The sequence below is a fragment of the Microbacterium karelineae genome, assembly GCF_009745985.1.
Taxonomy (GTDB): domain Bacteria; phylum Actinomycetota; class Actinomycetes; order Actinomycetales; family Microbacteriaceae; genus Microbacterium; species Microbacterium karelineae.
Genome location: NZ_WFIX01000179.1, coordinates 47,700 through 69,015, shown reverse-complemented (window position 1 = coordinate 69,015; position 21,316 = coordinate 47,700). Strand labels below are relative to the sequence as shown.

Annotated in this window: 23 protein-coding genes and 1 tRNA gene; 5 read left to right on the top strand and 19 right to left on the bottom strand. The window is 71.1% G+C overall.

Annotated features, from left to right (window positions below; all coding sequences use genetic code 11):
• Window positions 1–63 precede the first annotated feature (63 nt).
• The 10 genes from rplA to gabT form a co-directional block, all read right to left on the bottom strand.
• A complete protein-coding gene (gene rplA / locus GB932_RS08345) occupies window positions 64–759 on the bottom strand; it encodes a 50S ribosomal protein L1 (RefSeq protein ID WP_156760234.1) in 696 nt (231 codons plus the stop codon).
• A gap of 14 nt (window positions 760–773) precedes the next feature.
• A complete protein-coding gene (rplK, locus tag GB932_RS08340) occupies window positions 774–1,205 on the bottom strand; it encodes a 50S ribosomal protein L11 (protein WP_156760233.1) in 432 nt (143 codons plus the stop codon).
• Between the two features lie 147 nt (window positions 1,206–1,352).
• The gene (nusG, locus tag GB932_RS08335; RefSeq protein WP_156760232.1) at window positions 1,353–2,336 is read right to left on the bottom strand and encodes a transcription termination/antitermination protein NusG; all 984 of its coding nucleotides are present in this window, start codon (window positions 2,334–2,336) and stop codon (window positions 1,353–1,355) included.
• Between the two features lie 16 nt (window positions 2,337–2,352).
• Entirely contained in the window at window positions 2,353–2,613 is a 261-nt protein-coding gene (gene secE, locus GB932_RS08330; protein WP_156760231.1) for a preprotein translocase subunit SecE, read from the bottom strand.
• 36 nt (window positions 2,614–2,649) lie between these two features.
• Window positions 2,650–2,722 (bottom strand) — tRNA-Trp (locus tag GB932_RS08325).
• A 144-nt stretch (window positions 2,723–2,866) separates the two neighbouring features.
• Window positions 2,867–3,640: an amino acid ABC transporter ATP-binding protein gene (locus GB932_RS08320; protein ID WP_156760280.1), complete on the bottom strand. Its 774-nt coding sequence runs from the start codon at window positions 3,638–3,640 to the stop codon at window positions 2,867–2,869.
• Window positions 3,641–3,648: 8 nt separating this feature from the next.
• A complete protein-coding gene (locus tag GB932_RS08315; protein ID WP_156760230.1) occupies window positions 3,649–4,587 on the bottom strand; it encodes an amino acid ABC transporter permease in 939 nt (312 codons plus the stop codon).
• A 13-nt stretch (window positions 4,588–4,600) separates the two neighbouring features.
• Complete coding sequence (locus GB932_RS08310; protein WP_156760229.1) at window positions 4,601–5,497, bottom strand: ABC transporter substrate-binding protein; 897 nt, start codon at window positions 5,495–5,497, stop codon at window positions 4,601–4,603.
• Between the two features lie 80 nt (window positions 5,498–5,577).
• The gene (locus GB932_RS08305; protein ID WP_156760228.1) at window positions 5,578–7,041 is read right to left on the bottom strand and encodes an NAD-dependent succinate-semialdehyde dehydrogenase; all 1,464 of its coding nucleotides are present in this window, start codon (window positions 7,039–7,041) and stop codon (window positions 5,578–5,580) included.
• 13 nt (window positions 7,042–7,054) lie between these two features.
• A complete protein-coding gene (gene gabT / locus GB932_RS08300; RefSeq protein WP_156760227.1) occupies window positions 7,055–8,407 on the bottom strand; it encodes a 4-aminobutyrate--2-oxoglutarate transaminase in 1,353 nt (450 codons plus the stop codon).
• Window positions 8,408–8,503: 96 nt separating this feature from the next.
• Between gabT and GB932_RS08295 the strand changes: the two genes are divergently transcribed.
• On the top strand, window positions 8,504–9,991 hold the full coding sequence (locus GB932_RS08295) for a PucR family transcriptional regulator (RefSeq protein ID WP_156760226.1): 1,488 nt from the start codon (window positions 8,504–8,506) through the stop codon (window positions 9,989–9,991).
• A gap of 189 nt (window positions 9,992–10,180) precedes the next feature.
• Entirely contained in the window at window positions 10,181–10,528 is a 348-nt protein-coding gene (locus GB932_RS08290) for a hypothetical protein (RefSeq protein ID WP_156760225.1), read from the top strand.
• Between the two features lie 25 nt (window positions 10,529–10,553).
• Here GB932_RS08290 and GB932_RS08285 read toward each other — a convergent pair whose 3' ends face one another.
• On the bottom strand, window positions 10,554–10,970 hold the full coding sequence (locus tag GB932_RS08285; RefSeq protein WP_156760224.1) for a four-helix bundle copper-binding protein: 417 nt from the start codon (window positions 10,968–10,970) through the stop codon (window positions 10,554–10,556).
• A 166-nt stretch (window positions 10,971–11,136) separates the two neighbouring features.
• Here GB932_RS08285 and GB932_RS08280 point away from each other — a divergent pair, with 166 nt between their 5' ends.
• Window positions 11,137–12,336, top strand: coding sequence for a pyridoxal phosphate-dependent aminotransferase (locus tag GB932_RS08280; protein ID WP_156760223.1), 1,200 nt, complete (start codon window positions 11,137–11,139; stop codon window positions 12,334–12,336).
• A gap of 88 nt (window positions 12,337–12,424) precedes the next feature.
• Here GB932_RS08280 and GB932_RS08275 read toward each other — a convergent pair whose 3' ends face one another.
• The 8 genes from GB932_RS08275 to GB932_RS08240 form a co-directional block, all read right to left on the bottom strand.
• A complete protein-coding gene (locus tag GB932_RS08275) occupies window positions 12,425–13,585 on the bottom strand; it encodes a UDP-N-acetylmuramate dehydrogenase (protein WP_438616707.1) in 1,161 nt (386 codons plus the stop codon).
• 47 nt (window positions 13,586–13,632) lie between these two features.
• Window positions 13,633–14,049: a MaoC/PaaZ C-terminal domain-containing protein gene (locus tag GB932_RS08270; RefSeq protein ID WP_156760222.1), complete on the bottom strand. Its 417-nt coding sequence runs from the start codon at window positions 14,047–14,049 to the stop codon at window positions 13,633–13,635.
• Window positions 14,049–14,501, bottom strand: coding sequence for an FAS1-like dehydratase domain-containing protein (locus GB932_RS08265; RefSeq protein ID WP_156760221.1), 453 nt, complete (start codon window positions 14,499–14,501; stop codon window positions 14,049–14,051). The genes GB932_RS08270 and GB932_RS08265 overlap by 1 nt, the downstream gene beginning before the upstream one ends.
• A gap of 268 nt (window positions 14,502–14,769) precedes the next feature.
• Window positions 14,770–15,852 carry a 5'/3'-nucleotidase SurE gene (gene surE, locus GB932_RS08260; RefSeq protein WP_156760220.1) on the bottom strand — a complete coding sequence of 361 codons (1,083 nt, stop codon included), beginning with the start codon at window positions 15,850–15,852 and terminating at the stop codon, window positions 14,770–14,772.
• A gap of 266 nt (window positions 15,853–16,118) precedes the next feature.
• Window positions 16,119–16,973 (bottom strand): hypothetical protein, encoded by an 855-nt coding sequence (locus tag GB932_RS08255; RefSeq protein ID WP_156760219.1) that lies wholly within the window; start codon window positions 16,971–16,973, stop codon window positions 16,119–16,121.
• Window positions 16,970–17,668 (bottom strand): response regulator, encoded by a 699-nt coding sequence (locus GB932_RS08250; protein ID WP_156760218.1) that lies wholly within the window; start codon window positions 17,666–17,668, stop codon window positions 16,970–16,972. The genes GB932_RS08255 and GB932_RS08250 overlap by 4 nt, the downstream gene beginning before the upstream one ends.
• Window positions 17,656–18,927 (bottom strand): sensor histidine kinase, encoded by a 1,272-nt coding sequence (locus GB932_RS08245; RefSeq protein ID WP_156760217.1) that lies wholly within the window; start codon window positions 18,925–18,927, stop codon window positions 17,656–17,658. The genes GB932_RS08250 and GB932_RS08245 overlap by 13 nt, the downstream gene beginning before the upstream one ends.
• A gap of 63 nt (window positions 18,928–18,990) precedes the next feature.
• Window positions 18,991–19,893, bottom strand: coding sequence for a LysR family transcriptional regulator (locus GB932_RS08240; RefSeq protein ID WP_156760216.1), 903 nt, complete (start codon window positions 19,891–19,893; stop codon window positions 18,991–18,993).
• Window positions 19,894–20,003: 110 nt separating this feature from the next.
• On the opposite strand from GB932_RS08240, the gene GB932_RS08235 reads away from it, so the two are divergent.
• Together GB932_RS08235 and GB932_RS08230 are read left to right on the top strand one after the other, a co-directional pair.
• On the top strand, window positions 20,004–20,531 hold the full coding sequence (locus tag GB932_RS08235) for a quercetin 2,3-dioxygenase (protein ID WP_197517392.1): 528 nt from the start codon (window positions 20,004–20,006) through the stop codon (window positions 20,529–20,531).
• Window positions 20,531–21,310 (top strand): alpha/beta hydrolase, encoded by a 780-nt coding sequence (locus tag GB932_RS08230; RefSeq protein ID WP_156760214.1) that lies wholly within the window; start codon window positions 20,531–20,533, stop codon window positions 21,308–21,310. The genes GB932_RS08235 and GB932_RS08230 overlap by 1 nt, the downstream gene beginning before the upstream one ends.
• Window positions 21,311–21,316 lie beyond the last annotated feature (6 nt).

The following is a 21,316-nucleotide window of genomic DNA, read 5'->3' as shown; positions in this document are numbered from 1 at the left end:
TGCCCCCGCGCAGATGACGAACGCCCCGTCGCCGAGGCGACGGGGCGTTCGAGGAGCGTGAACTCAGACCGCGGCGATCGAGTTGACGTCGAGCGGGATGCCGGGGCCGAACGTGGTCGACACCGAGCCCTTCTGGATGTAGCGACCCTTGGCGCTGGACGGCTTCAGGCGGACGACCTCGTCGAGGGCGGCCTGGATGTTCTCGTCGAGCTGCGCGGCGTCGAACGAGGCCTTGCCCACGATGAAGTGGAGGTTCGAGTGCTTGTCGACGCGGAAGTCGATCTTGCCGCCCTTGATGTCCTCGACAGCCTTCGCCGGGTTCGGCGTGACCGTGCCGGTCTTCGGGTTCGGCATGAGGCCACGGGGACCGAGCACCTTGCCGAGACGACCGACCTGGCCCATGAGCTCCGGAACGGCGACGGCCGCGTCGAAGTCGGTCCAGCCGTCGGCGACCTTCTGGATGAGCTCGGCGCCGCCGACCTCGTCCGCGCCCGAGGCGATGGCGGCCTCAGCCGCGTCGCCGTTCGCGAAGACGATCACCTTGGCGGTCTTGCCGGTGCCGTGCGGGAGCATGACGGTGCCGCGCACCATCTGGTCGGCCTTGCGCGGGTCGACGGCGAGCTTCAGCGCGACCTCGACGGTCGAGTCGAACTTCTTCGACCCGGTCTCCTTGGCGAGCGCGACGGCCTCGGCGGCCGTGTAGAAACGGCCCTCCTCGATCTTGGAAGCTGCGGCGGTGTAGACCTTGGACTTTGCCATCTTCGTTATCCCCCTCAGCCCTCGACCGTGATGCCCATGGAACGGGCGGTGCCGGCGATGATCTTCGACGCGGCGTCGAGGTCGTTCGCGTTCAGGTCAGGCTGCTTGGTCTTGGCGATCTCCTCGACCTGAGCCTTCGTGATCTTGCCGACCTTGACGGTGTGGGGCGTGCCCGACCCGCTCTTGACGCCCGCTGCCTTCTTGATGAGCTCGGCCGCCGGCGGCGTCTTCAGGACGAACGTGAAGCTGCGGTCCTCGTAGACGGTGATCTCGACGGGGACGACGTTGCCGCGCTGCTGCTCGGTCGCGGCGTTGTACGCCTTGCAGAACTCCATGATGTTGACGCCGTGCTGACCCAGGGCGGGTCCGATCGGCGGCGCCGGGTTGGCCTGGCCGGCCTGGATCTGGAGCTTGATGAGCCCCGAGACCTTCTTCTTCGGTGCCATTGAGGTTTCCTTTCGTCGAACACACGCCGTGTGCGTGCGCTCTCCCACACCCGAAGAGGTGTGGTGTCCGTGGGCGCGCCGAAGCGCGCAAACTCACACATTATGCATGAGTCTCCTGGATGAGTCCAGGGGATCCGGTGATCCGGATCAGACCATCTTCGAGACCTGGTCGAACGACAGCTCGACGGGCGTCTCGCGCTCGAACAGCGACACCAGGACCGTGAGCTTGCCGCTCGCGGGGTTGATCTCGTTGATCGTGCCGGGGAGACCCGCGAACGAGCCGTCCTTGATGGTGATCGTCTCGCCGATCTCGAAGTCGACCTCGGCGGGCATCGAACGCGACGCCGTGACCTCCCGTGCCTTCGCATCGCCCGCGGCGGCCTTCTCGGCCTCCTTGATCTCGGCGAGCGGCTTGAGCATGTTGAACGCCTCTTCGAAACGGAGGGGCGCCGGGTTGTGCGCGTTGCCGACGAAGCCCGTGACGCCGGGCGTGTGGCGCACGACCGACCAGGTGTCCTCGTTGAGCTCCATGCGGACCAGGACGTAGCCCGGCACGCGCACGCGCGTGACCATCTTGCGCTGGCCGTTCTTGATCTCGACGACGTCCTCCATCGGGACCTCGACCTGGTAGATGTCGTCCTCGACCTCGAGCGTCTGCTTGCGCTGCTCGATGTTGGTCTTCACCTTGCGCTCGAAGCCGGCGTAGGAGTGGATGACGTACCACTTGCCCTCGAGCGAGCGCAGCTCGGCGCGGAACTCGGCGTACGGGTCCTCGTCCTCGGCGGCGGGCGCATCGGCGGCGTCCTCAGCCTCGTCCTCGGCGGCGGGGGCCGCCGCTTCCGCGTCGTCCGCAGCGTCCTCCGAAAGGACCTCGGCCGCGGCCTCCGCCTCGGCGGTCTCATCGATGTTCAGTGCGTCGTTCACGATCGCGTCTGCCTCCGGATCTGCGATGGAGATGTCTTCGCTGTCGGCGAGGCCGCTGCCGTCGTCGACGTGCATCGCCCTGTGCTCGGCGGCGTCGCTCGCCTTCTCGTTGCCCGCGAGGACATTGCCCGTCTGGGCCTCATCGTCCTCGCTCGACTGCTCGGCCGCGGGGGCCCAGTCGGCGTCGTCGAGATGCTTCTCGGACACGTTTGCCTCTTTCGATCTAGTTGGGAACGCCGAAGACGACGTCCACCACCCACGAGAAGACCGTGTCGAGTCCGAAGATGAGCGCCATCATCACGACGACGAAGCCCAGCACGACGCTCGTGAACTTCAGGAGCTCCTTGCGGGTCGGTGTGACGACCTTGCGAAGCTCTGCGATGACCTCACGGAAGAAGATCGCGATCCGCGCGAAGAGGTTGGGCCTCCGGCCGGCGTTCGCGCCTCCCGCGGCGGCAAGACCGCCGGCTGCGTCCTGAGACATTCATCACCTTTCGTGAGTCAGCGTGCCGCTGACGCGCAGGGCGGACAGGAATCGAACCTGCAACCTGCGGTTTTGGAGACCGCTGCTCTGCCAATTGAGCTACCGCCCTAGAGGCCGAAGCGACCTCGGGTCACCCCGCTTCACCCACCGCTGATACCCGAGGCACAGCGAAGGATGCAGCGTGGAACTGCTCTATCGATCATACGGCATGGACCACGGCGGCGCGAACCGGCGCGGGCCCCGCGCGCGTCGCTCACCCCGCGACACGCGCCAGGAATGCGCGCGTCCGCTCGTGCTGCGGGGCGTCGATGACCTGCGACGGCGGGCCCTCCTCGACGACGATCCCATCGGCCATGAAGACCACGCGGTCGCAGACCTCGCGGGCGAAGGCCATCTCGTGCGTGACGACGATCATCGTCATGCCGTCGGCGGCGAGCTGGCGCATGACGGCGAGCACCTCCCCGACCAGCTCGGGATCCAGCGCGCTCGTGGGCTCGTCGAAGAGCATGACCTTCGGCTTCATCGCGAGCGCGCGGGCGATCGCCACGCGCTGCTGCTGGCCGCCGGACAGCTGCGACGGATAGACGTCGGCGCGCTCGGCGAGCCCGACCCTGTCGAGGAGGGCGAGCGCCTCGGCGCGCACCTCCGCCTTCGGGCGGCGCAGCACCCGCACGGGCGCCTCCATCACGTTCTCGAGCGCCGTCATGTGCCCGAAGAGGTTGAAGCGCTGGAAGACCATGCCGAGATCGCGCCGCCTTCGGGCGACCTCCTTCGGGCGCAGCTCGTACAGGCGCCCCTTGTGCTCGCGGTACCCGACGAGCACGCCGTCGACGCGGATCTCACCCGCGTCGAGCTCCTCGAGGTGGTTGATGCAGCGCAGCAGCGTCGACTTGCCGGATCCCGATGGGCCGAGGATCCCGACGACCTCCCCCGCGTGCACCGCGAGGTCGACGTCGCGCAGCACCTCGACATGGCCGAACGACTTGCCGACATGCGAGATCGTGACGAGCGGATCCGCCGCGTGCATCTTCGCGCTCACGCTCCCTGCCCCTTCGTGGTGTCGATCGCGCCCGTCTCGGGCGCGGGCTCGGTGCGAGGCGTGGCGCGGAAGCCGAACAGCCTCGAGAGCGCCCCCGGACGCTTCGGCGCGTCCTGCGAGAAGCGGCGCTCGAGCCGCGCCTGCAGCACGCTCGCGACCGACGTGAGGACGAGGTACCAGACGCTCGCGACGAGCAGCATCTCCATGAGGCTGAAGTCGGAGGCGCCGATCTGCCGCGCCCGGTACAGGAGGTCTCCCGCACCGATGACCGACACGAGCGAGGTCTCCTTGAGCAGCGTCACGAGCTCGTTGCCCGTGGGGGGCAGAATCGCGCGCATCGCCTGCGGGAGCGTGATCCGGCGCAGGGTCTGCCCCGGCGTCATGCCGAGCGCGCCCGCCGCCTCGTGCTGTCCGCGATCCACCGACAGGAGCCCACCGCGCACGATCTCCGACATGTACGCGGCCTCGTTGAGCGTCAGCGCGATGAGCGCCGCGAGGAACGGCGAGATCGTGTTGAGGGGGATCGAGAAGTCGCCGATCCCGATCGTGGGGATGAACAGCGCGAGGTTGAACCAGATGAGCACCTGCACCAGAAGCGGCGTACCGCGGAAGACCCACACGAACAGCCACGCGACCGTGGCGAGGACGGGATTGCCCGAGATCCGCATCACGGCGACGACGATCCCGAGCACGACCCCGAGGATCATGGCGACGATCGTCAGCACGACCGTCACCATCATGCCCTCGCGGATCGCCTCGGCGCCGACGCGCGAGAAGATGAGGTCCCAGCGGATCACGCTGTTCTGCACCACCTGCCACACGAGGAGGGCGGCGAGGAGGGCGAGGGCCGCGACGCCCGCCCACTGCCCGTAGTGGCGCACGGGGACGACCCGGCGGGGCGTCCGGGTCGCCTGCGGCGCGCTGGTGTCGGTCATGATGCCTCTCGCGTCACTCCGCGCCGTTGACGGTGATCTCGTCGAGCGCACCGAGCGAGACGTCCCAGCTGTCGAGGATGTCGGCGTACGTCCCGTCGTCGACGAGCGACTGCAGCGCCGCCTGGAACGCGTCGCGCAGCTCGTCGTCGCCCTTCGCGAAGACGAAGCCGAGCGGCTCGCCGCTGATCGGCCCCTCGTTCGCGACCTCGAATGCCGCGCCGCCCTGGATCTGCGACGCGTTGTACACGCCGACGGCCTCCTGAGTCAGGGTGGCCGCCGCGCGCTCGCTCTGCACCTGCGTGAGCGCCTCGGTGTCGGTCTGCTGCGTGAGGATGTCGATCGGGTCGTCCTCGCAGGACGCTTCGTTCTCCGCTTCGAGGAGCGCCTGCTGCGATGTGTCGACGAGCACCGACACCGTGAGCCCGCAGAGGTCGCTCATCTCGGAGATCCCCTCGGGGTTCCCTGCCGCGACGATGATCGCCTGGTCGGCCGAGAAGTAGTCGACGAAGTCATAGTTCGCCTGGCGCTCGACGCTGTCGGTGATGCCGGCGACCACGAGGTCGTAACGCTGGGAGTCGAGCGACGGCAGCAGCGTGTCGAACGCGACGTTGTTCAGCTCGTACTCGAGCCCGAGCGTCCCCGCCGCGGCCTCGAGCAGGTCGATGTCGAGACCTGTGATGGTCTCGCCGTCGGCGGCGTCGACGAACTCGTACGGCGGGTACTGCGCCTCGGTTCCGACCGAGACGACGCCCGCCTCGCGGATGTCATCAGGCAGGAGGGCGGCGAGATCCTCGTCGACCTCGGCGGCGGGGGCCGGATCGGCCTCCTCGTCGGGTGACGACGAGCAGGAGACGGCGAGCGCCGCGACCGCGAGGACGGCCGGCGCGAGGAGAAGGCGTGAGTTGCGCATCCGTACATTCTGCCGAGAACACCTGGACACACGCCACTGCGGCGACGCGGCGGCCCCAGTGGCCGCCGCGCCGCGCGTCGTCACGCGTTCGGGAGCAGCGTGTACTTCGTCGAGAGGTACTCGTGGATGCCCTCGAGGCCGCCCTCGCGGCCCATGCCCGACTGCTTGACGCCGCCGAACGGGGCGGCCGCGTTCGACACGACGCCCGCATTGAGGCCCATCATGCCCGTGTCGAGGCGGTCGATCATGCGGTGACCGCGCGCGAGGTCCTCGGTGAAGACGTACGACACGAGGCCGTACTCGGTGTCGTTGGCGATCTCGACCGCCTCGTCCTCCGTGGCGAACGTGACGACCGCGAAGACCGGACCGAAGATCTCCTCCGACATGATCGCCGCATCGCGGGTGAGCCCCGAGATGACGGTGGGCTCGAAGAAGCTGCCCGCCCCGTCGATCCGCCTGCCGCCGTGCACGAGGGTCGCGCCCCTGCCGACGGCGTCCTCCACGAGCTCCGAGGCCTTCGCCACGGCGTCGTCGTCGATGAGCGGGCCGATCTGCACGCCCTCCTCCGTGCCGCGCCCGATCCGCATCGCCGCGACGCGCTCGGCGATCCGCCGCGTGAACTCCTCGGCGACGTCCTCGTGCACGATGATCCGGTTCGCGGCCGTGCACGCCTGGCCGATGTTGCGGAACTTCGCCGCCATCGCGCCGTCGACCGCCTTGTCGAGATCGGCGTCGTCGAAGACGACGAACGGGGCGTTGCCGCCGAGCTCCATCGACACGCGCAGCACGTTCTCGGCGGCCTGCGCGATGAGGCGCTTTCCGACGCCCGTGGATCCCGTGAACGACAGCTTGCGCAGCCGGCTGTCGCCGATGATCGGCGCCGACACGCGGCTCGAGCTCGACGAGGTCACGACGTTGACGACGCCCTTCGGCAGGCCGGCCTCCTCGAGGAGCTGCACGAACAGCATCGTCGTCAGCGGCGTCAGCTGCGGCGGCTTGATGACGCTCGTGCAGCCCGCGGCGAGCGCCGGGGCGATCTTGCGGGTCGCCATCGCGAGGGGGAAGTTCCACGGCGTGATGAAGAAGCACGGCCCGACGGGGCGCTGCGAGACGATCATCTGGCCGGTGCCCTCGGGGTTCGAGCCGTAGCGGCCCGAGATGCGCACTGCCTCCTCGCTGAACCAGCGCAGGAACTCGCCGCCGTAGGCGACCTCGCCGAGCGCCTCCGCGAAGGGCTTGCCCATCTCGAGGGTCATCACCAGCGCGAGGTCCTCCTTGCGCTCCTGGACGAGCTCCCACGCGCGGCGCAGGATGTCGCTGCGCTTCCGCGGCGGGGTCGCGGCCCACTCGTCCTGCGCGGCGACGGCGGCGTCGAGCGCGGCCGTCGCATCGTCGGCCGTGGCGTCCGCCACGTGGGCGATGACCTCGTTCGTGGCGGGATCGCGCACGTCGAGGGTCGCGCCCCCCGTCGCGTCGACCCACTCGCCGCCGATGAACAGCTTCGCCGGGATGGTCTCGAGCAGCGCCTTCTCATTCTCATTCATGAGCGGGTTCCCTTCAGATCTTCTGCAGTTCGTCGGCGACGACGTCGAGCGCGTCGTGCAGCAGCTCGTCGCCGATCACGAGCGGCGGGAGGAAGCGGATCACGTTGCCGTACGTGCCGCAGGTGAGGACGATGACGCCGGCGCGGGCGCAGGCGGCGGCGAGCTCCTTCACGATCGCGGGCGCGGGATCCCCCGTCGCGGGATCCACGAACTCGGCGGCGATCATCGCGCCGCGCCCGCGGATGTCGCCGATGCGCGGATCCGTCTGACGGATCGCGGCGAGGCGCTCGACGAGGATCTCGCCGAGCCGGTTCGCCCGGCCGCCGAGGTCCTCCGTCTCGTACGCATCGATCGCGGCGAGCGCCGCCGCGCACGCGACGGGGTTGCCGCCGTAGGTGCCGCCGAGGCCCGACGCGTGCACGGAGTCCATGATCTCGGCGCGCCCGGTCACGCCCGCGAGGGGCATGCCGCCCGCGATCCCCTTCGCCGTGGTGACGAGGTCGGGGACGATGCCGAACTGCTCGCTCACGAACATCGTGCCGGTGCGGCAGAAGCCCGTCTGGACCTCGTCGGCGATGAACACGACGTCGTTCGCGCGGCACCACGCCACGACCTGCTCGAGGAAGCCGTCGGCCGGGACGATGAAGCCGCCCTCGCCCTGGATCGGCTCGATGATCACGGCCGCGAGGTTGTCGGCGCCGATCTGGATCTCGATCTGCTCGATCGCGCGGCGCGCGGCCTCGGGGCCGGAGAGACCGTCGCGGAACGGGTACGAGGCGGGGACACGGTGCACCTCGGGGGCGAACGGCCCGAAGCCGTGCTTGTACGGCCGGTTCTTCGCGGTGAGCGCCATCGTGAGGTTCGTGCGCCCGTGGTAGGCGTTGTCGAACGCGACGACGGCCTGCTTGCCCGTGTAGGTGCGGGCGATCTTCACGGCGTTCTCGACGGCCTCGGCGCCCGAGTTGAACAGCGCCGTGCGCTTGTCGTGATCGCCGGGGGTCAGCCGGTTGAGGGCCTCGGCGACCTGCACATACGACTCGTACGGCGAGATCATGAAGCAGGTGTGGGTGAGGCGGGCGGCCTGCGCGGCGACGGCCTCGGCGACGGCGGGGTGGGCGTTCCCGACGCTCGTGACGGCGATGCCGGATCCGAGGTCGATGAACGAGTTGCCGTCGGCGTCGACGACGACTCCGCCGCCGGCCGCGACCGCGGCGATCGGCATGGCGGACGAGACGCCGGCGGCGACGGCGGCGCGCTGGCGCTCGAGGATGGCGCGGGAGGCGGGGCCGGGCAGCTCGGTGACGATCCGCCGCTCCTGCGGCAGCGTCGGACCTCCGAGCAGGGGATCAGTGCTGAGCGTGGTCATGTGGCGAGGCTACGATCGGCCGCCGCGCGCGCTACTATCCCCAATGGCGGATCCGTTTCGGGATTTTCGCCGGAGTGTAGCGAGGGGGGCATCCGCATGGCCGCGACGACGTCCGCGCCTACGCTCGGGAACCTGCTCGAGCGCCGGGATCTCGGCCTGCGCGCCGTCACACGGATCCCGCGGGCCCGTCGCGATGTCGAGCTCCGCTGGGTGCACAGCTCCGATCTGCCGGACCCCGCCCCCTTCCTCGACGACGGCGTCGCGCTCCTGACGACCGGCGCGCAGCTCGCCGACACCGATGCCGACGAATACGTCGCGCGGCTCGTGGCGCGCGGTGTCGCGGCGCTCGGCTTCGGCAGCGGCGTCGTGCGCGCGGCGATCCCCGACGACCTCGCGCAGGCGTGCGAGCGCACGGGACTGCCGCTGTTCGAGGTGCCCTACCGCACGCCGTTCCTCGCGGTCGTGCGCGCCGCCGCCGATGCGATCGCCGCGCACGGCTTCGCCCGGCGCGCCTGGGCCCTGGCCGCCCAGCGCGCGGTCTCGCTCGCGGCCCTGCGCGCGGATCCGCTCCCCGCGGCGATCGCGGAGCTCGCGCGGCAGCTGGGCGCGTGGGTCGGGCTCTTCGACCCCGCCGGTGCGCTGTCGATCGCGCGCCCGGCGCCCCTGGCGGAGAGCAGCGGCGAGGAGCTGAGCGCCGTGGCCCGCCGCATGCTCGACGCGGGCGTCCGCGCCGCGGACACGGTCACCGTGGGTGAACGAACGTTCACGGTGCAGACCCTGGGCCGCGGCGGGCACCTGCGCGGCGCCCTCGCGATCGAGGGCGCCGACATCGACCAGGAGGCGCGCGGCGTCGTCACGACCGTCGTGGCGATGGCGGGATTCGCCCTCGAGCGCGCCGCCGAGCTCACGCGCGAACGCGGCGCCCTGCGCGCCGGTGTGCTGCGCGCGCTCCTGCACGGCGACGAGCCGCTCGCCCGCGAGATCGCGCGCGCCGCGTGGGGCCGGCTTCCCCGCGAACCCGTGCGGGCGTGGTCCGTCCTCGGCTCGGACGACGACGTGCTCGGCTACCTCGAGGCCCGCGCCGAACACGCCCCGGGGGCGATCTTCTTCGCCCCCGCGGACGACGAGATCATCGCGCTCACGAGCGAGGGAGCGGAGCCGCTGGACCCGGTCTGGGAGCGGTTCGGCGCACCGATCGGATCCTCCCGCCCCACCGGCTACGCGCGCCTCGCGGCGGCGATCGACGAGGCCCGCACGGCCCGGCCGCGGGAGGGCATGGCCGAGTTCGCCCCCGGATCCGCCGACCTGTTCCGCGCGCCGGGCGACGAGCAGATCGCGGCCGCGCGGGCGCTGCTGGATCCCCTGCGCCGCCACGACGCGCGCGGCGGGACATCCCTCGAGCGCAACCTGCGGGTCTGGCTCGACTGCGACGCGGCGCACGACCGCGCGGCGACGGCGCTCGGGATCCACCGCCACACGATGCGCGCGCGAGTCACGCAGGCCGCCGCGCTCCTCGACCGCGATCTGACGACGTTCGAGGGCCGCGCGACGGTGTGGGCGGCGCTGCGCGCGACGGACGCGTGAACAACCGTTCACCCCGCGAGAGCACACGGTATGCGCGAGAGCACACGACATCTCCTGTCCTCTCGCAGAACATCTGTGCGCTCGCGGGGCGGGGCGGGCCGGTCGTGTGTCACCCGGTTACGCGAGGGGGTGACCTCTCGGGGTGCCGCGCCTACTCTTGCCGGAACACCCGATCACCGAGGAATCCCCATGAACACGTCGCCCCGCATCGCACACACCGCCGCCGCGCTCCACCCGGCCGGCGACATGTGCGCGCACGCGACGCCGGGGCACGACCTGCATCCCGTGCAGCGCCGCCTCGCGGCGGCGACGCCCACGCGCTGGGTCGACGCTCTCGCGGGATCCACGGGCGACGACGGCTGGCTCGAGCTCTTCTCGCTCGACGGCGAACGCGTCGCCCGCGTCTGGCACCACGAGCACCTCGGCGAGATCGTGCGGGCGGGCGATCCCGTCGCCCTGCACACCCGCTACCACGTGCTGTCGGCCGCCGGAGAATGGCGCAACGTCGCCGACGAGGAGCGCGCGCCCCTCGCCTGAGGTCCGGATCCGTCGGGGCGCCGCGTCAGGCGGATCCCATCGGCGCGAACCGCGCCGCCATCGCCTCGCACTCCGAAGCGCAGTCGCGGCACGCCTGCGCGCACATCCGCATCGCCTCGCTCATGTCGACGTGCTTCATGCACTCGTCGGCGCACGCGAGGGCCATCGTCTGCATGGCGTGCAGCATCGACGTCATCGCCGACTCGTCCATCGCCATCGGGCGCATCATCATGCGCATCGTGGCGTGGCTCATGTCGGCGCAGTTCATGCACAGTCCGCGGCAGCGGGCCATGCCCTCGCCGGAATCCATCTCGGCGCACATGGTGGCCGCCTGCTCGCACGCCATGCACGCCTCGAGACACGCCTGCATCGCATCGGCGTCGACCATCGTGTCGCCCATCCCGGGCATCGTCATCATGCCCGACATCATCTTCGTATCCATCGCGGCCTCCTCGTTGAGTGGGCTGATACCGCCTGATGTGACGAATGCTACGACCGCGCGCCGCCCCTGTCGACGGGGGGCCGCCGTCGGATCCCCACAGGGCGCAGCCGATCCGCTTGTGCGACCCGCACCACACGGATCCGCGCGCGCTGGTTACGCTTGTCGCGTGACTGAACGCGCTCCGCTGTCGAACAAGATCTCCGCCATCGCCGAGTCCGCCACCCTGAAGGTGGATGCGAAGGCAAAGGCACTCAAGGCCGAGGGGCGGCCCGTCATCTCGTATGCCGCCGGCGAGCCCGACTTCGCGACGCCGCCCGCAGTCGTCGACGCGGCGCGCGAGGCGCTCGGGGATCCGGCGAACTTCCGCTACTCCCCCGCCGCCGGCCTGCCGGCCCTCAAGAAGGCGATCGCGGCGAAGACTGCGCGCGACTCGGGCCTCGAGGTGGAGCCGAACCAGATCGTCGTCACCAACGGCGGCAAGCAGGCGGTCTACCAGGCCTTCCAGGCCGTCCTGAACCCCGGCGACGAGGTGCTGCTGCCCGCGCCGTACTGGACGACCTACCCCGAAGCGATCCAGCTCGCCGACGGCACCCCCGTGTCGGTGTTCGCGGGGGCCGATCAGGACTACAAGGTCACCGTCGAGCAGCTCGAGGCCGCGCGCACCGAGAAGACGAAGGTCGTCGTGTTCGTCTCGCCGTCGAACCCGACGGGATCCGTCTACACGCTCGACGAGACCGCCGCGATCGCGCGCTGGGCGCTCGAGCACGGCATCTGGATCCTCACGGACGAGATCTACCAGAACCTCACCTATGACGGCGTGCGCGCCGTGTCGGTCGTCGAGGCGGTCCCCGAGGTCGCGGGGCAGACGATCCTGCTCAACGGCGTCGCGAAGACCTACGCGATGACGGGGTGGCGCGTGGGCTGGATGGTCGGCCCCGCCGACGCCATGAAGCTCGCCGCCAACCTGCAGTCGCATCTGACGAGCAACGTGAACAACATCGCGCAGCGCGCCGCGATCGCCGCCCTCGAGGGACCGCAGGACGACGCCGAGGCGTTCCGCCAGGCGTTCGACCGCCGTCGCCGCGTGATGGTCGAGGAGCTGTCCAAGATCGACGGCGTCTCGGTTCCGACGCCGCGGGGCGCGTTCTACGTGTATCCCGACGTGCGCGGGCTGCTCGGCCGCGAATGGCACGGCCGCCGGATCGAGACGAGCCTCGAGCTGGCCGACATGATCCTCGACGAGGCGGAGGTCGCGGTCGTGCCGGGCGAGGCCTTCGGCCCGAGCGGCTACCTGCGCCTCAGCTACGCGCTCGGCGACGAGCAGCTGGCGGAGGGCATCGCACGCCTCCAGCGCCTCTTCGCATAGCGGGTCCCACTTCCCTTCATTTCTGGCACATCTCCGCTGCGAATGCGGGGAAGGGATGTGCCAGAAATGAAGGGTTGGGGGGTGGGCCCTACAGCTCGACGCCGATGAAGACCGGCTCGGGGTTCAGTTCGATGCCGTACTCCGCCGAGACGCGCGTGCGGACGAAGCGCGCGAGCTCCGCCACCTGCTCCGCCGTCGCCCCGCCGCGGTTCGTCAGCGCGAGCGTGTGCTTCGTCGAGAGCGTCGCGCGGGATCCCGGCAGGCCGAAGCCCTTGCCGAGCCCGGAGTGCTCGATCAGCCAGGCCGCGCTCACCTTGACGAGGCTCGGGGTGGATCGCGGCGCCGCGAGGGATCCGTCCCACGTGTCGAGCGGGATCACCCGCTCCTGCGCGATCTCCGGTTCCATCGGCCACCGCGGGCACTCGGCGGGCAGTCCCCGCGCCGTCTGCTCGTCGATGATCGGGTTGTTGAAGAACGACCCCGCGCTGCGCGTGTCGGCGTCGTCCGGGTCGAGCACCATCCCCTTCGACGCGCGGATCGCCCGTACGGTGTCGCGGATCCACGCGAGCGACGCGTTCCCGGATCCGTCCTCCGCACCCGAGCGCGCGCCGTCGAGCCCCAGCGCCGATCGCAGACGCGGGTCGGTCACGGGGCGCGGGTCCGTCCCGACGACCGCGAGGTCGAGCGTGATCCCCACGACGACGGCCGAACGCTCGGGCTCGGCGCCGTAGTGCCGCTTGAGCACGGAGGTGCGCGAGCCGAGGCCCAGCTCGGACGCGGGGACCTCGACGATCTCGGCGGATCCCTCGTCGAGAAGGTCGACCGAGACGAGCGTCTGCACGATCTCCTGGCCGTAGGCGCCGACGTTCTGGATCGGCGCGGCGCCCGCCGTGCCGGGAATCCCGCTCATCGCCTCGATGCCGGCGAGCCCCTCGGTGACCGTCCAGGCGACGAGGTCGTCCCAGTTCTGGCCGGCCTCGATGCGCACGCGCTGGAAGCCGTCCGGCGCGCCGCCTGTCCGCTCGAAGCCGGAGGTGAGGATCCGCACGACCGTGCCGTCGAACACCTCGTCGCCGACGAGCAGATTGGATCCGCCGCCCAGCACGAACCACTCGTCGCCCGACGCCCACGCCTCGCCGAGCGCCGCGACGAGCTCGCCGCGGGTGCGCGCATCGATCATCCGCGCGGGCGCGGCGCCCACGCCGAGCGTCGTGAGCTCGGCGAGGCGCGTCGCGGCCGCGTCGGGCACGGCGCCCGACGCCTCGTCCGACGGCATGTGCCCGCCCACGGGATCCGTCACGCGGCCACCACGACGGCCTGAGCCTTGCCGAGCACCTTCTCGTCGCCGTGCGCGACGGTCAGGTCGATGCGCACCGAGCCGTCGTCCTTCACGAGGCCGACGGTCGCCGTGATCGCCACATCGGCGCCAGCCTCGGCGTCGACGACGACGGGCTTCGTGAACCGCACGACGTAGGAGGCGAGGCGCGCGGTGTCACCGATCCACTCGCCGAGGACCGACGCGCCGATCCCCATCGTGAGCATGCCGTGCGCGAGCACGCCGGGCAGGCCGACGCGCTCCGCGACGTCATCGCGGTAGTGGATCGGGTTGAAGTCGCCCGACGCCCCCGCGTACCGCACGAGCGACTCGCGCGTGAGGTGCACCGTGCGCTCGGCGACGACCCGGCCCTTCTCGAGCCCTGCGAGCGAGACCATCAGGCGTCCTCCCCGGATCCGATGAGCAGCGTCGAGCTGGCCGTGACCACGTGCGCGCCCTGCGCGTCGGTGATCTCGGTCTCGCTTGCGACCATATGCGCGGGCCCCATCTGGCGCACGCGCGTCACGCGCAGTCGCCCCGTGAGCTCGTCGCCCGCGACGATGGGGCGGGTGTAGGCGAACTGCTGATCGGTATGCAGCGCGCGCTCGAGCACGACGCCCGTCGACGGATCCTGCAGCAGCTGCTGCAGCGTGAGGTCGGCGATCACCATCGCGAAGGTCGGCGGCGCGACGACATCGGCGTGCCCCTGTGCCCGGGCCGCCTCGACGTCGGTGTGCTGCGGCGCGGTCGCGAACACGGCGCGCGCGAACTCGCGCACCTTCTCGCGGCCGACCAGGTATGCGGGTGTCGGCGGGAACTCTCGCGACGCGAGATCCGGATCGACGGCCATGGATCAGTCCTCCTTCGTCCGGCGCCCCGCGCGGATCACGATCTGGGTGCCGGTCGCGGCGGGGAGCGCCGTCCCCCAGCTTATTCGCGACGGCGGATCCGTGGCGTCCGCGCTCGTCGTTGCGGCGGCGGTCCGGATCGACGGAGAATCGCGGATTCCTCGGACCGATCGAGCGGGATCGGTCGTTCGCCGGAAACGCGGCGCCGTGCGCGCCCTGGGTCCCGGTCGCGAGCTGCCGAGGCGGCACTCGACGACCGGGACCCTCACCTCACGGCTGCGGGGCGCTCTGCTCGACGAAGGTGCGGACCTTGGCGAGTTCTCGCTGTCCGTCGATCCGGTATCCGTACGTGCGGTCCCACGTCAGGGGCGTCACCGAGATGCGGTTCTCGCCGATCATCGCCGTGATGTCGGCGTCGTCGCGCTCCTCGACGCAGTGGTGCGAGTCGACGCACGCGCCGAGGGAGATCTGGTACGAGCCGTCCTCCTGCGGCACATAGCCGTGGAATCCGCCGACGCTCGTGCCGACCGACGTCCACACCGCCGGCAGCGCTGGCGTGCCCGACGTGACGTCAGGGTAGTTCACGTTCAGGCCGAACGTCGTCTGCTCGAGCAGCCCGGCCTCGCGCAGGCCGATGAGGAACTCGGTGCCCCAGTCGGCGGTGCCGCGGTAGTTCTCGACGGGGATGCCGAACGAGCTGTCGAACATCGTGCTGAAGGCGACGGCGGGGATGCCCTCCTCGAGCGCCGCCATCGCGGCCCCCACCGTGCCCGAGTCGCTGACGGAGCTCGCGACGTTCGGACCGGAGTTGATGCCGGACACGATGAGATCCGGCGCGTGCCAGCCGACGGTGGCCTCGAGACCGCCGCGGGTGGCGAACTTGACGGTGTCGACGGGGGTCGCGCTCGCGCTGTCGGCCGCGCACGGCGTCTCGCTCAGGCAGACCCCGAAGACGGGTCCGCCCGACGGCGCGTCGGCGCAGTCAGCCCCATAGCCGTCAGGAGCATCCTCGGTGCCCAGGTGGAGGGTGCCGCCGTTGGACACGGCGCCGCCGCGGCCGGACTGCACCTGCCATGGCGCGATCACGACGACGTCGGCGCCTGCATCGCACAGCGCATGGCGGATCTCGTACACGCCCAGTCCGTCGGTGTTGTTCGGCTGGTCGGCCCGCATCGAGTCGTCGTTGGTGACGAGGATGCGCAGGCCCTCGAGGGAGGAGTCGGCGGAGGTCGACGGGGTCTTCGCAGAGGCCTCGTCGGCCGATGCGAGCCCCGCGCCGACGAGCAGGGAGACGGAGGCGATCGCGGCGACGGCGACGGACGCGGCGCGGGCGAGGGGACGGTTGCGAACCATGAATACTCCTTCGTAGACGCCCGGCGTCGGTGCCGGGCACGGAGACGCTAGCGATGCGGCTGCGCCCCGCTCCCCCGCGCGCTCACGATCGGTCGATCCGGCCGCACGATCGGCCGCGACGAATGCTCGAAGCAGACCCGGCCGGCCCGCTCCGCCCCGCCCCCTCCAACAGAACGCAGTCGATTCGGCGGCGAAGAGGCCGAATCGACCAGTTCGGGCCCATTCCGGCTCAGATCGACTGCATTGTGTTGAAGGCGCAGCCCCCGTCAGTCCGCGTACAGGCTCAGGCTGCCCGCCGTGACGGTGCCGTCGATCGTTCGCGACGATGAGCGGCTCTCGGTGAGGCTCGAGTCGAACCCGCCCGCCTCGCGGTCCACGCGCACGTCGTATGGCACGTCCGGCAGCTGCAGCTCGGCGGATCCCGCCGTCACGTGCACGGTGACGGCCTCGGGCGCCTCGCCTGTCAGATCGGCGTCGAGGCTGCCTGCCGTGATGGCGAGGAAGACCTGCGAGACGCTGTCGAGCTCGAGCACGCTCCGCCCGGCCGACATCCGGGCGTCGATGCTCTCGGCCGATCCCTCGACCTCGATGTGGCCCGCGTCGATGTCGTAGGACACCGCGCCGAACTCGCCGTCGGCGGTGAGGCTGCCCGCGGCCATCGTGACGTCGAGGTCGACGCCCTCGAGCGACTCCGGCAGGACGAGCGTCGCCTCCTGGCGGTGATTCCAATCGAAGAAGCTGATGCCGAAGTCGCGGTCGGGCGACGACACGACGACCGTGTCGCCGTCGCGCTCGAGCGTCCAGGCGCCGCCGTCGGAGTAGTGCTCGAGCGAGACCTCGTCGCCGCGGCCGAACTCGATGTCGAGCTCGCCGGCGTCGACGTCGGCCACGACGTTCGCCACGCCGACTGCCGAGACGGCGGCCTGGCCGGCTTCGCCGAGCGTCGAGGCGATCGTGGATCCGACCGTCGCGAAGGCGACGCCGACGCCCGAGAGGACGAGCGCGGCCCCGCCGAGCACGCCGATCGTGACGGCGAGCGCGCGCGTGCCGGAGCGTGCCGTGGGCGACTGCTGCGGTCCGCCCGTGGGCGCGGGAGGCGTGGGTGCGGTCGTGCCGGTCATCGATTCGTTCCGTTCTGCGGTGTGCCGGGCCCGATCGGGGCCTGCGGCGCGATGGCGTCGATGTGGGCGAGCACGGCGAGCACGCGGCGGTTGCCGTGGCTGTCCTGCTCGAGGTCGAGCTTCTGGAAGATCGACGTGATGTGCTTCTCGACCGCGCCCTCGCTGACGAACAGCAGGCGCGAGATGGCGCCGTTGCTCTTGCCCTCGGCGATGAGCGACAGCACGGCGCGCTCGCGCTCCGTGAGGCGCAGCATCTTCTCGTCGCGCGATCGGCGCGTGAGCAGCTGCGAGACGACCTCGGGATCGAGGACGGTCGCGCCCTCGCGGATCCGCTCGATCGATTCGAGGAACTCGGTCACGTCGGTGACGCGATCCTTGAGGAGGTACCCGACTGCCCCGCCCGGCTGGGCGATGAGGTCGGAGGCGTATCGCTCCTCGACGTACTGCGAGAACACGAGCACGGCGAGCGCCGGATCCTGCTTCCGCAGCGCGAGCGCCGCGCGGATCCCCTCGTCCGTGAACGACGGCGGCAGCCGCACGTCGACGATCGCGAGGTCGGGGCGCAGGTCGCGCACCTCCTCGAGCACGCGCGACGCGTCGGGCAGCGCCGCGACGACGTCGTGGCCGGCGTCGGCGAGCAGTCGGACGAGGCCCTCGCGCAGGAGGACGGAGTCTTCGACGATCAGGATGCGCATGGCACGCTCACCTCCAGGGACGTGGGACCGCCGACGGGGCTGTCGAGGCGGGCGGTGCCGCCGAGTGCGGTGATTCGATTCTGGATCCCGTCGATCCCGCCGCCCGCCACGACGCGGGCTCCGCCGACGCCGTCGTCCTCGACCCGCGCCCACAGCAGGGCGTTGTCGGGTCGGGCACGCAAGGTGACGCGGCACGCCGTCGCGCGGGAGTGCTTCGCGGCGTTCGTGAGGCTCTCGGCGATCGCGAAGTACACGGCCGCCTCGGCATCGCGGTCGACCCGCTCGGGCATCCGCACATCGAGGTGGACGGGGATGTGGGAGCGGCTCGCGACGGCGCTGAGGGCGGCGTCGAGGCCGCGGTCGTCGAGGACCGAGGCGTGGATCCCGCGCGCCAGCTGGCGCAGCTCCGTGATCGCGGCCTTCGTCGACGTGTGGGCCTCGGCGACGAGGCGCTTGGCGGATTCCGGATCCGCGTCGATCTTCTGCTGCGCGAGGCCGAGGGTCATGCCGACCGAGACGAGCCGCGGCTGGACGCCGTCGTGGAGGTCGCGCTCGATGCGCGAGCGCTCGACGTCGCTGGCCCGGATCGCGTCGTGCCGCTGCGTGACGGCGTCGCGGGCCTGTGCGGCGAGCTGCGCCTCGCGGATGGGGGCGATGAGCACGCGGGCGAGCACCCCGTGCAGCAGGCCGACGCCGACGAGCGCGGCGAGGGCGATGACAGCCGCGACGATCCCGGCGATCGGCGCCCAGGTCACCTCGAACCTCAGGTCCCAGATCTCGACCGTCCCGCCCGGCGCATACAGGGGCGCGAACGCCGCCGCGACGCCGGACACCATGAGGCCGACGAGGCCGATGACGATCCAGCCGAGGACGGTGGCGATCGCGAGGTGGGCGACGGCGCGCCACGTGGCGCCGTCGACGAACTGCAGCCAGATGGTGTGGAGGAATCCGCCGAAGCCGCGCTTCGGCGAGCGCCGCGCCCGCAGCATCGGCATCCCGAACCCGTACAGGCCCTCGACACGCGCCGTCTCGAGGAAGGCGGCCACATAGAGCACATAGACCATGGCGAGGAGCAGGAGGGCCCCGGCCCCGAGGAAGACGAGGCCGATGACGCCGAAGGTGAGGAGCGAGCCGAGCAGCACGAAGACGGCGACGCCGTAGAAGCCGAGGAAGGCGAGGTGTGCGATCGCCCCGAGCAGCGCGAGCGGTGTGCTCGTGCGGGGTGGCGACCCGGCGAGGGGTGCGGCCTGTGAAGTCATACCCCCAAGCTACGGAACGCCGAGCGGCCGCACAGCGGGGACGACCTCCGAGCCCGGAGGGGGTTATCCCCCTGATCCGCGCGGCTCCGCGACCTCCCGCGCGATCGCCTCGAAGACGAGGGCATCGGGATGGGAGCGATCCGCGCGGCGGACGAGCAGCAGGTCGACCGGATCGATGTCGACGATGTCGACATAGGCGAGCCCGTCGCGGGCATAGTGCGTCGACGCCGCGCGCGCCGCGATGTTGACCCCGATGCCGGCGACGCAGAGGTCCATGAGGCCGGGGACGTCATCGGCGACGCCGGTCACCTCCGGGTGGCTGCCGTCGGGCCGCGGGTCGACGAGCCACAGCTCGCGCGCGGCGGGGGTCGCGTCGCTCGCGAACACGAACCCGAGGTCGTTGGTCTCGTCGATGCGCACGCCGTTGCGGCCCGCGAGAGGGTGGTCGTCGCGCAGGACGAGCACGCGCGGCTCGGATCCGATGCGGCGCGCCACGTGCTCGTCGTCCGCGGGGAAGGGCTCGATCGTGAACGCCACATCGACGCTGCCCGCGGCGAGCGCCGGCCGCGCGTCGAAGAAGCCGAGCCGCACGATCTCGAGGCGCAGCCCCGGCCGGCGGCGGGTGACCTCGGCGAAGATCCGGCCGGTGTGCTCGCCCGCGCCCGAGGCGAAGATCCCGACGCGCAGCGGCTGCGCCGTCGCCGCACGCCCCGAGGCCCAGTCGACCACGGCGGCGTGCGCGGCCACGGCCTCGCGCGCGAGGGGCAGCAGCTGCTCCCCCGCGCTCGTGAGTGCGACGCCGCGCGATGAGCGATCGAACAGGCGCCGCCCCGTCTGGCGCTCGAGACGACTGATCTGCTGACTCAGGGACGGCGGGCTGATGTGCAGGGCCTCGGCGGCGCGGCCGAAGTGCAGCTCATCGGCGACCGCGACGAAGTAGCGCAGCGCGGCCTCCGAGATGTGCATGTCTCCATGTTAGGCACCGCCTACCGACCAGTGGGGAGAACGTACTGGCCCTCGCGGGCGGATCCGCCGAGGCTGGAGAGCACACCACGACTTCGACGAGGAGGCCCTCCGTGACCGATTCCCTTCCCAGCGCCCTGCCCACCGCGCCCGCCCCGTATCTGCTCGACGAGGCGGAGGGCGACAAGCTGGTGCTCTTCGATCAGCTCTTCACGCTGCTGACGACGTCGCCGCAGACCGAGGACCAGTTCGACGCATTCGTGACAGAGGGCCGCCCCGGCCAGGCCGTCCCCGCGCACTTCCACGCCCTCACCCACGAGACGTTCTTCGTCATGGAGGGCGCGCTGCGTCTCTGGATCGACGACCAGAACGGCCATCGCGAGACGCGGATCCTCGAGGCCGGCGGGTTCGGCTATGTGCCGAAGAACACGATCCACTCGTACCGCATCGAGCGCACGGGCAAGATCTTCGGCGTCACGAGCGGCGGATTCACCGACTTCTTCCGCGCGATCGCGAAGCCGACGACGAAGGCCGGGATCCCGGATCCCGCCGACATGCACATCCCCGACTTCGCGCTGATGGCGGCCGAGGGCGCGAAGCACGACGTCAACTTCGTCGACGGCTACGAGCTGTTCGACTGATGATCCTCCGGGACATCCCGTACGCGCAGGTCGAGGGCTTCCGCCCCCTGAGCCTCGACCTGCACCTGCCGGACGTCGCGGATCCGGCCATCGTCGTGTTCCTGCACGGCGGCGGCTGGCGCCGCGGCAGCCGCGCCATGTTCTATCCCGGCGTGTCCGAGGAGGACAGCTTCGGGCGGATCGTCGCGGCGGGCTTCGCCGTCGCATCGGTCGACTACCGTCTGAGCGGCGAGGCGATCTTCCCCGCACAGGCCGACGACGTCGCGGCCGCGCTCGCATGGATCCGCTCGATCGGCGCGGAGGAGCACGGACTCGACGCGAGCCGCATCGTCGTGTGGGGAGAGTCGGCGGGCGGCCACCTCGCCGCGATGGCCGCGGTCACGGATCCGGAGATCGCCGGCGCCGTCTGCTGGTACGCCCCGACCGACCTCCTCGCGTTCCCTCAGGGCGACGAGCCGGAGACCACACGCGAGGCGCTCCTGATCGGCGGATCCGTCGCCTCCCGGCCCGACGTGGCCCGCAGGGCGAGCCCGCGCCACCACCTGCACGCGGGGATCCCGCCCTTCCACCTCGCACACGGCGAGGACGACTCCTTCGTTCCGGCGGCGCAGAGCACGACATTCGCGGAGGCGGTGCGCGCGGCCGGCGGCGAGGCCGAGCTGACGCTCGTTCCGGGCGCCGACCACATGTGGAAGGGGCTCGCCGACCCGGCGACCGTGTTCGACCCCGCCATCGACTTCGTCCGGCGCGTGACCGCGGAGGGTGATCCGATCACATAGTGAACA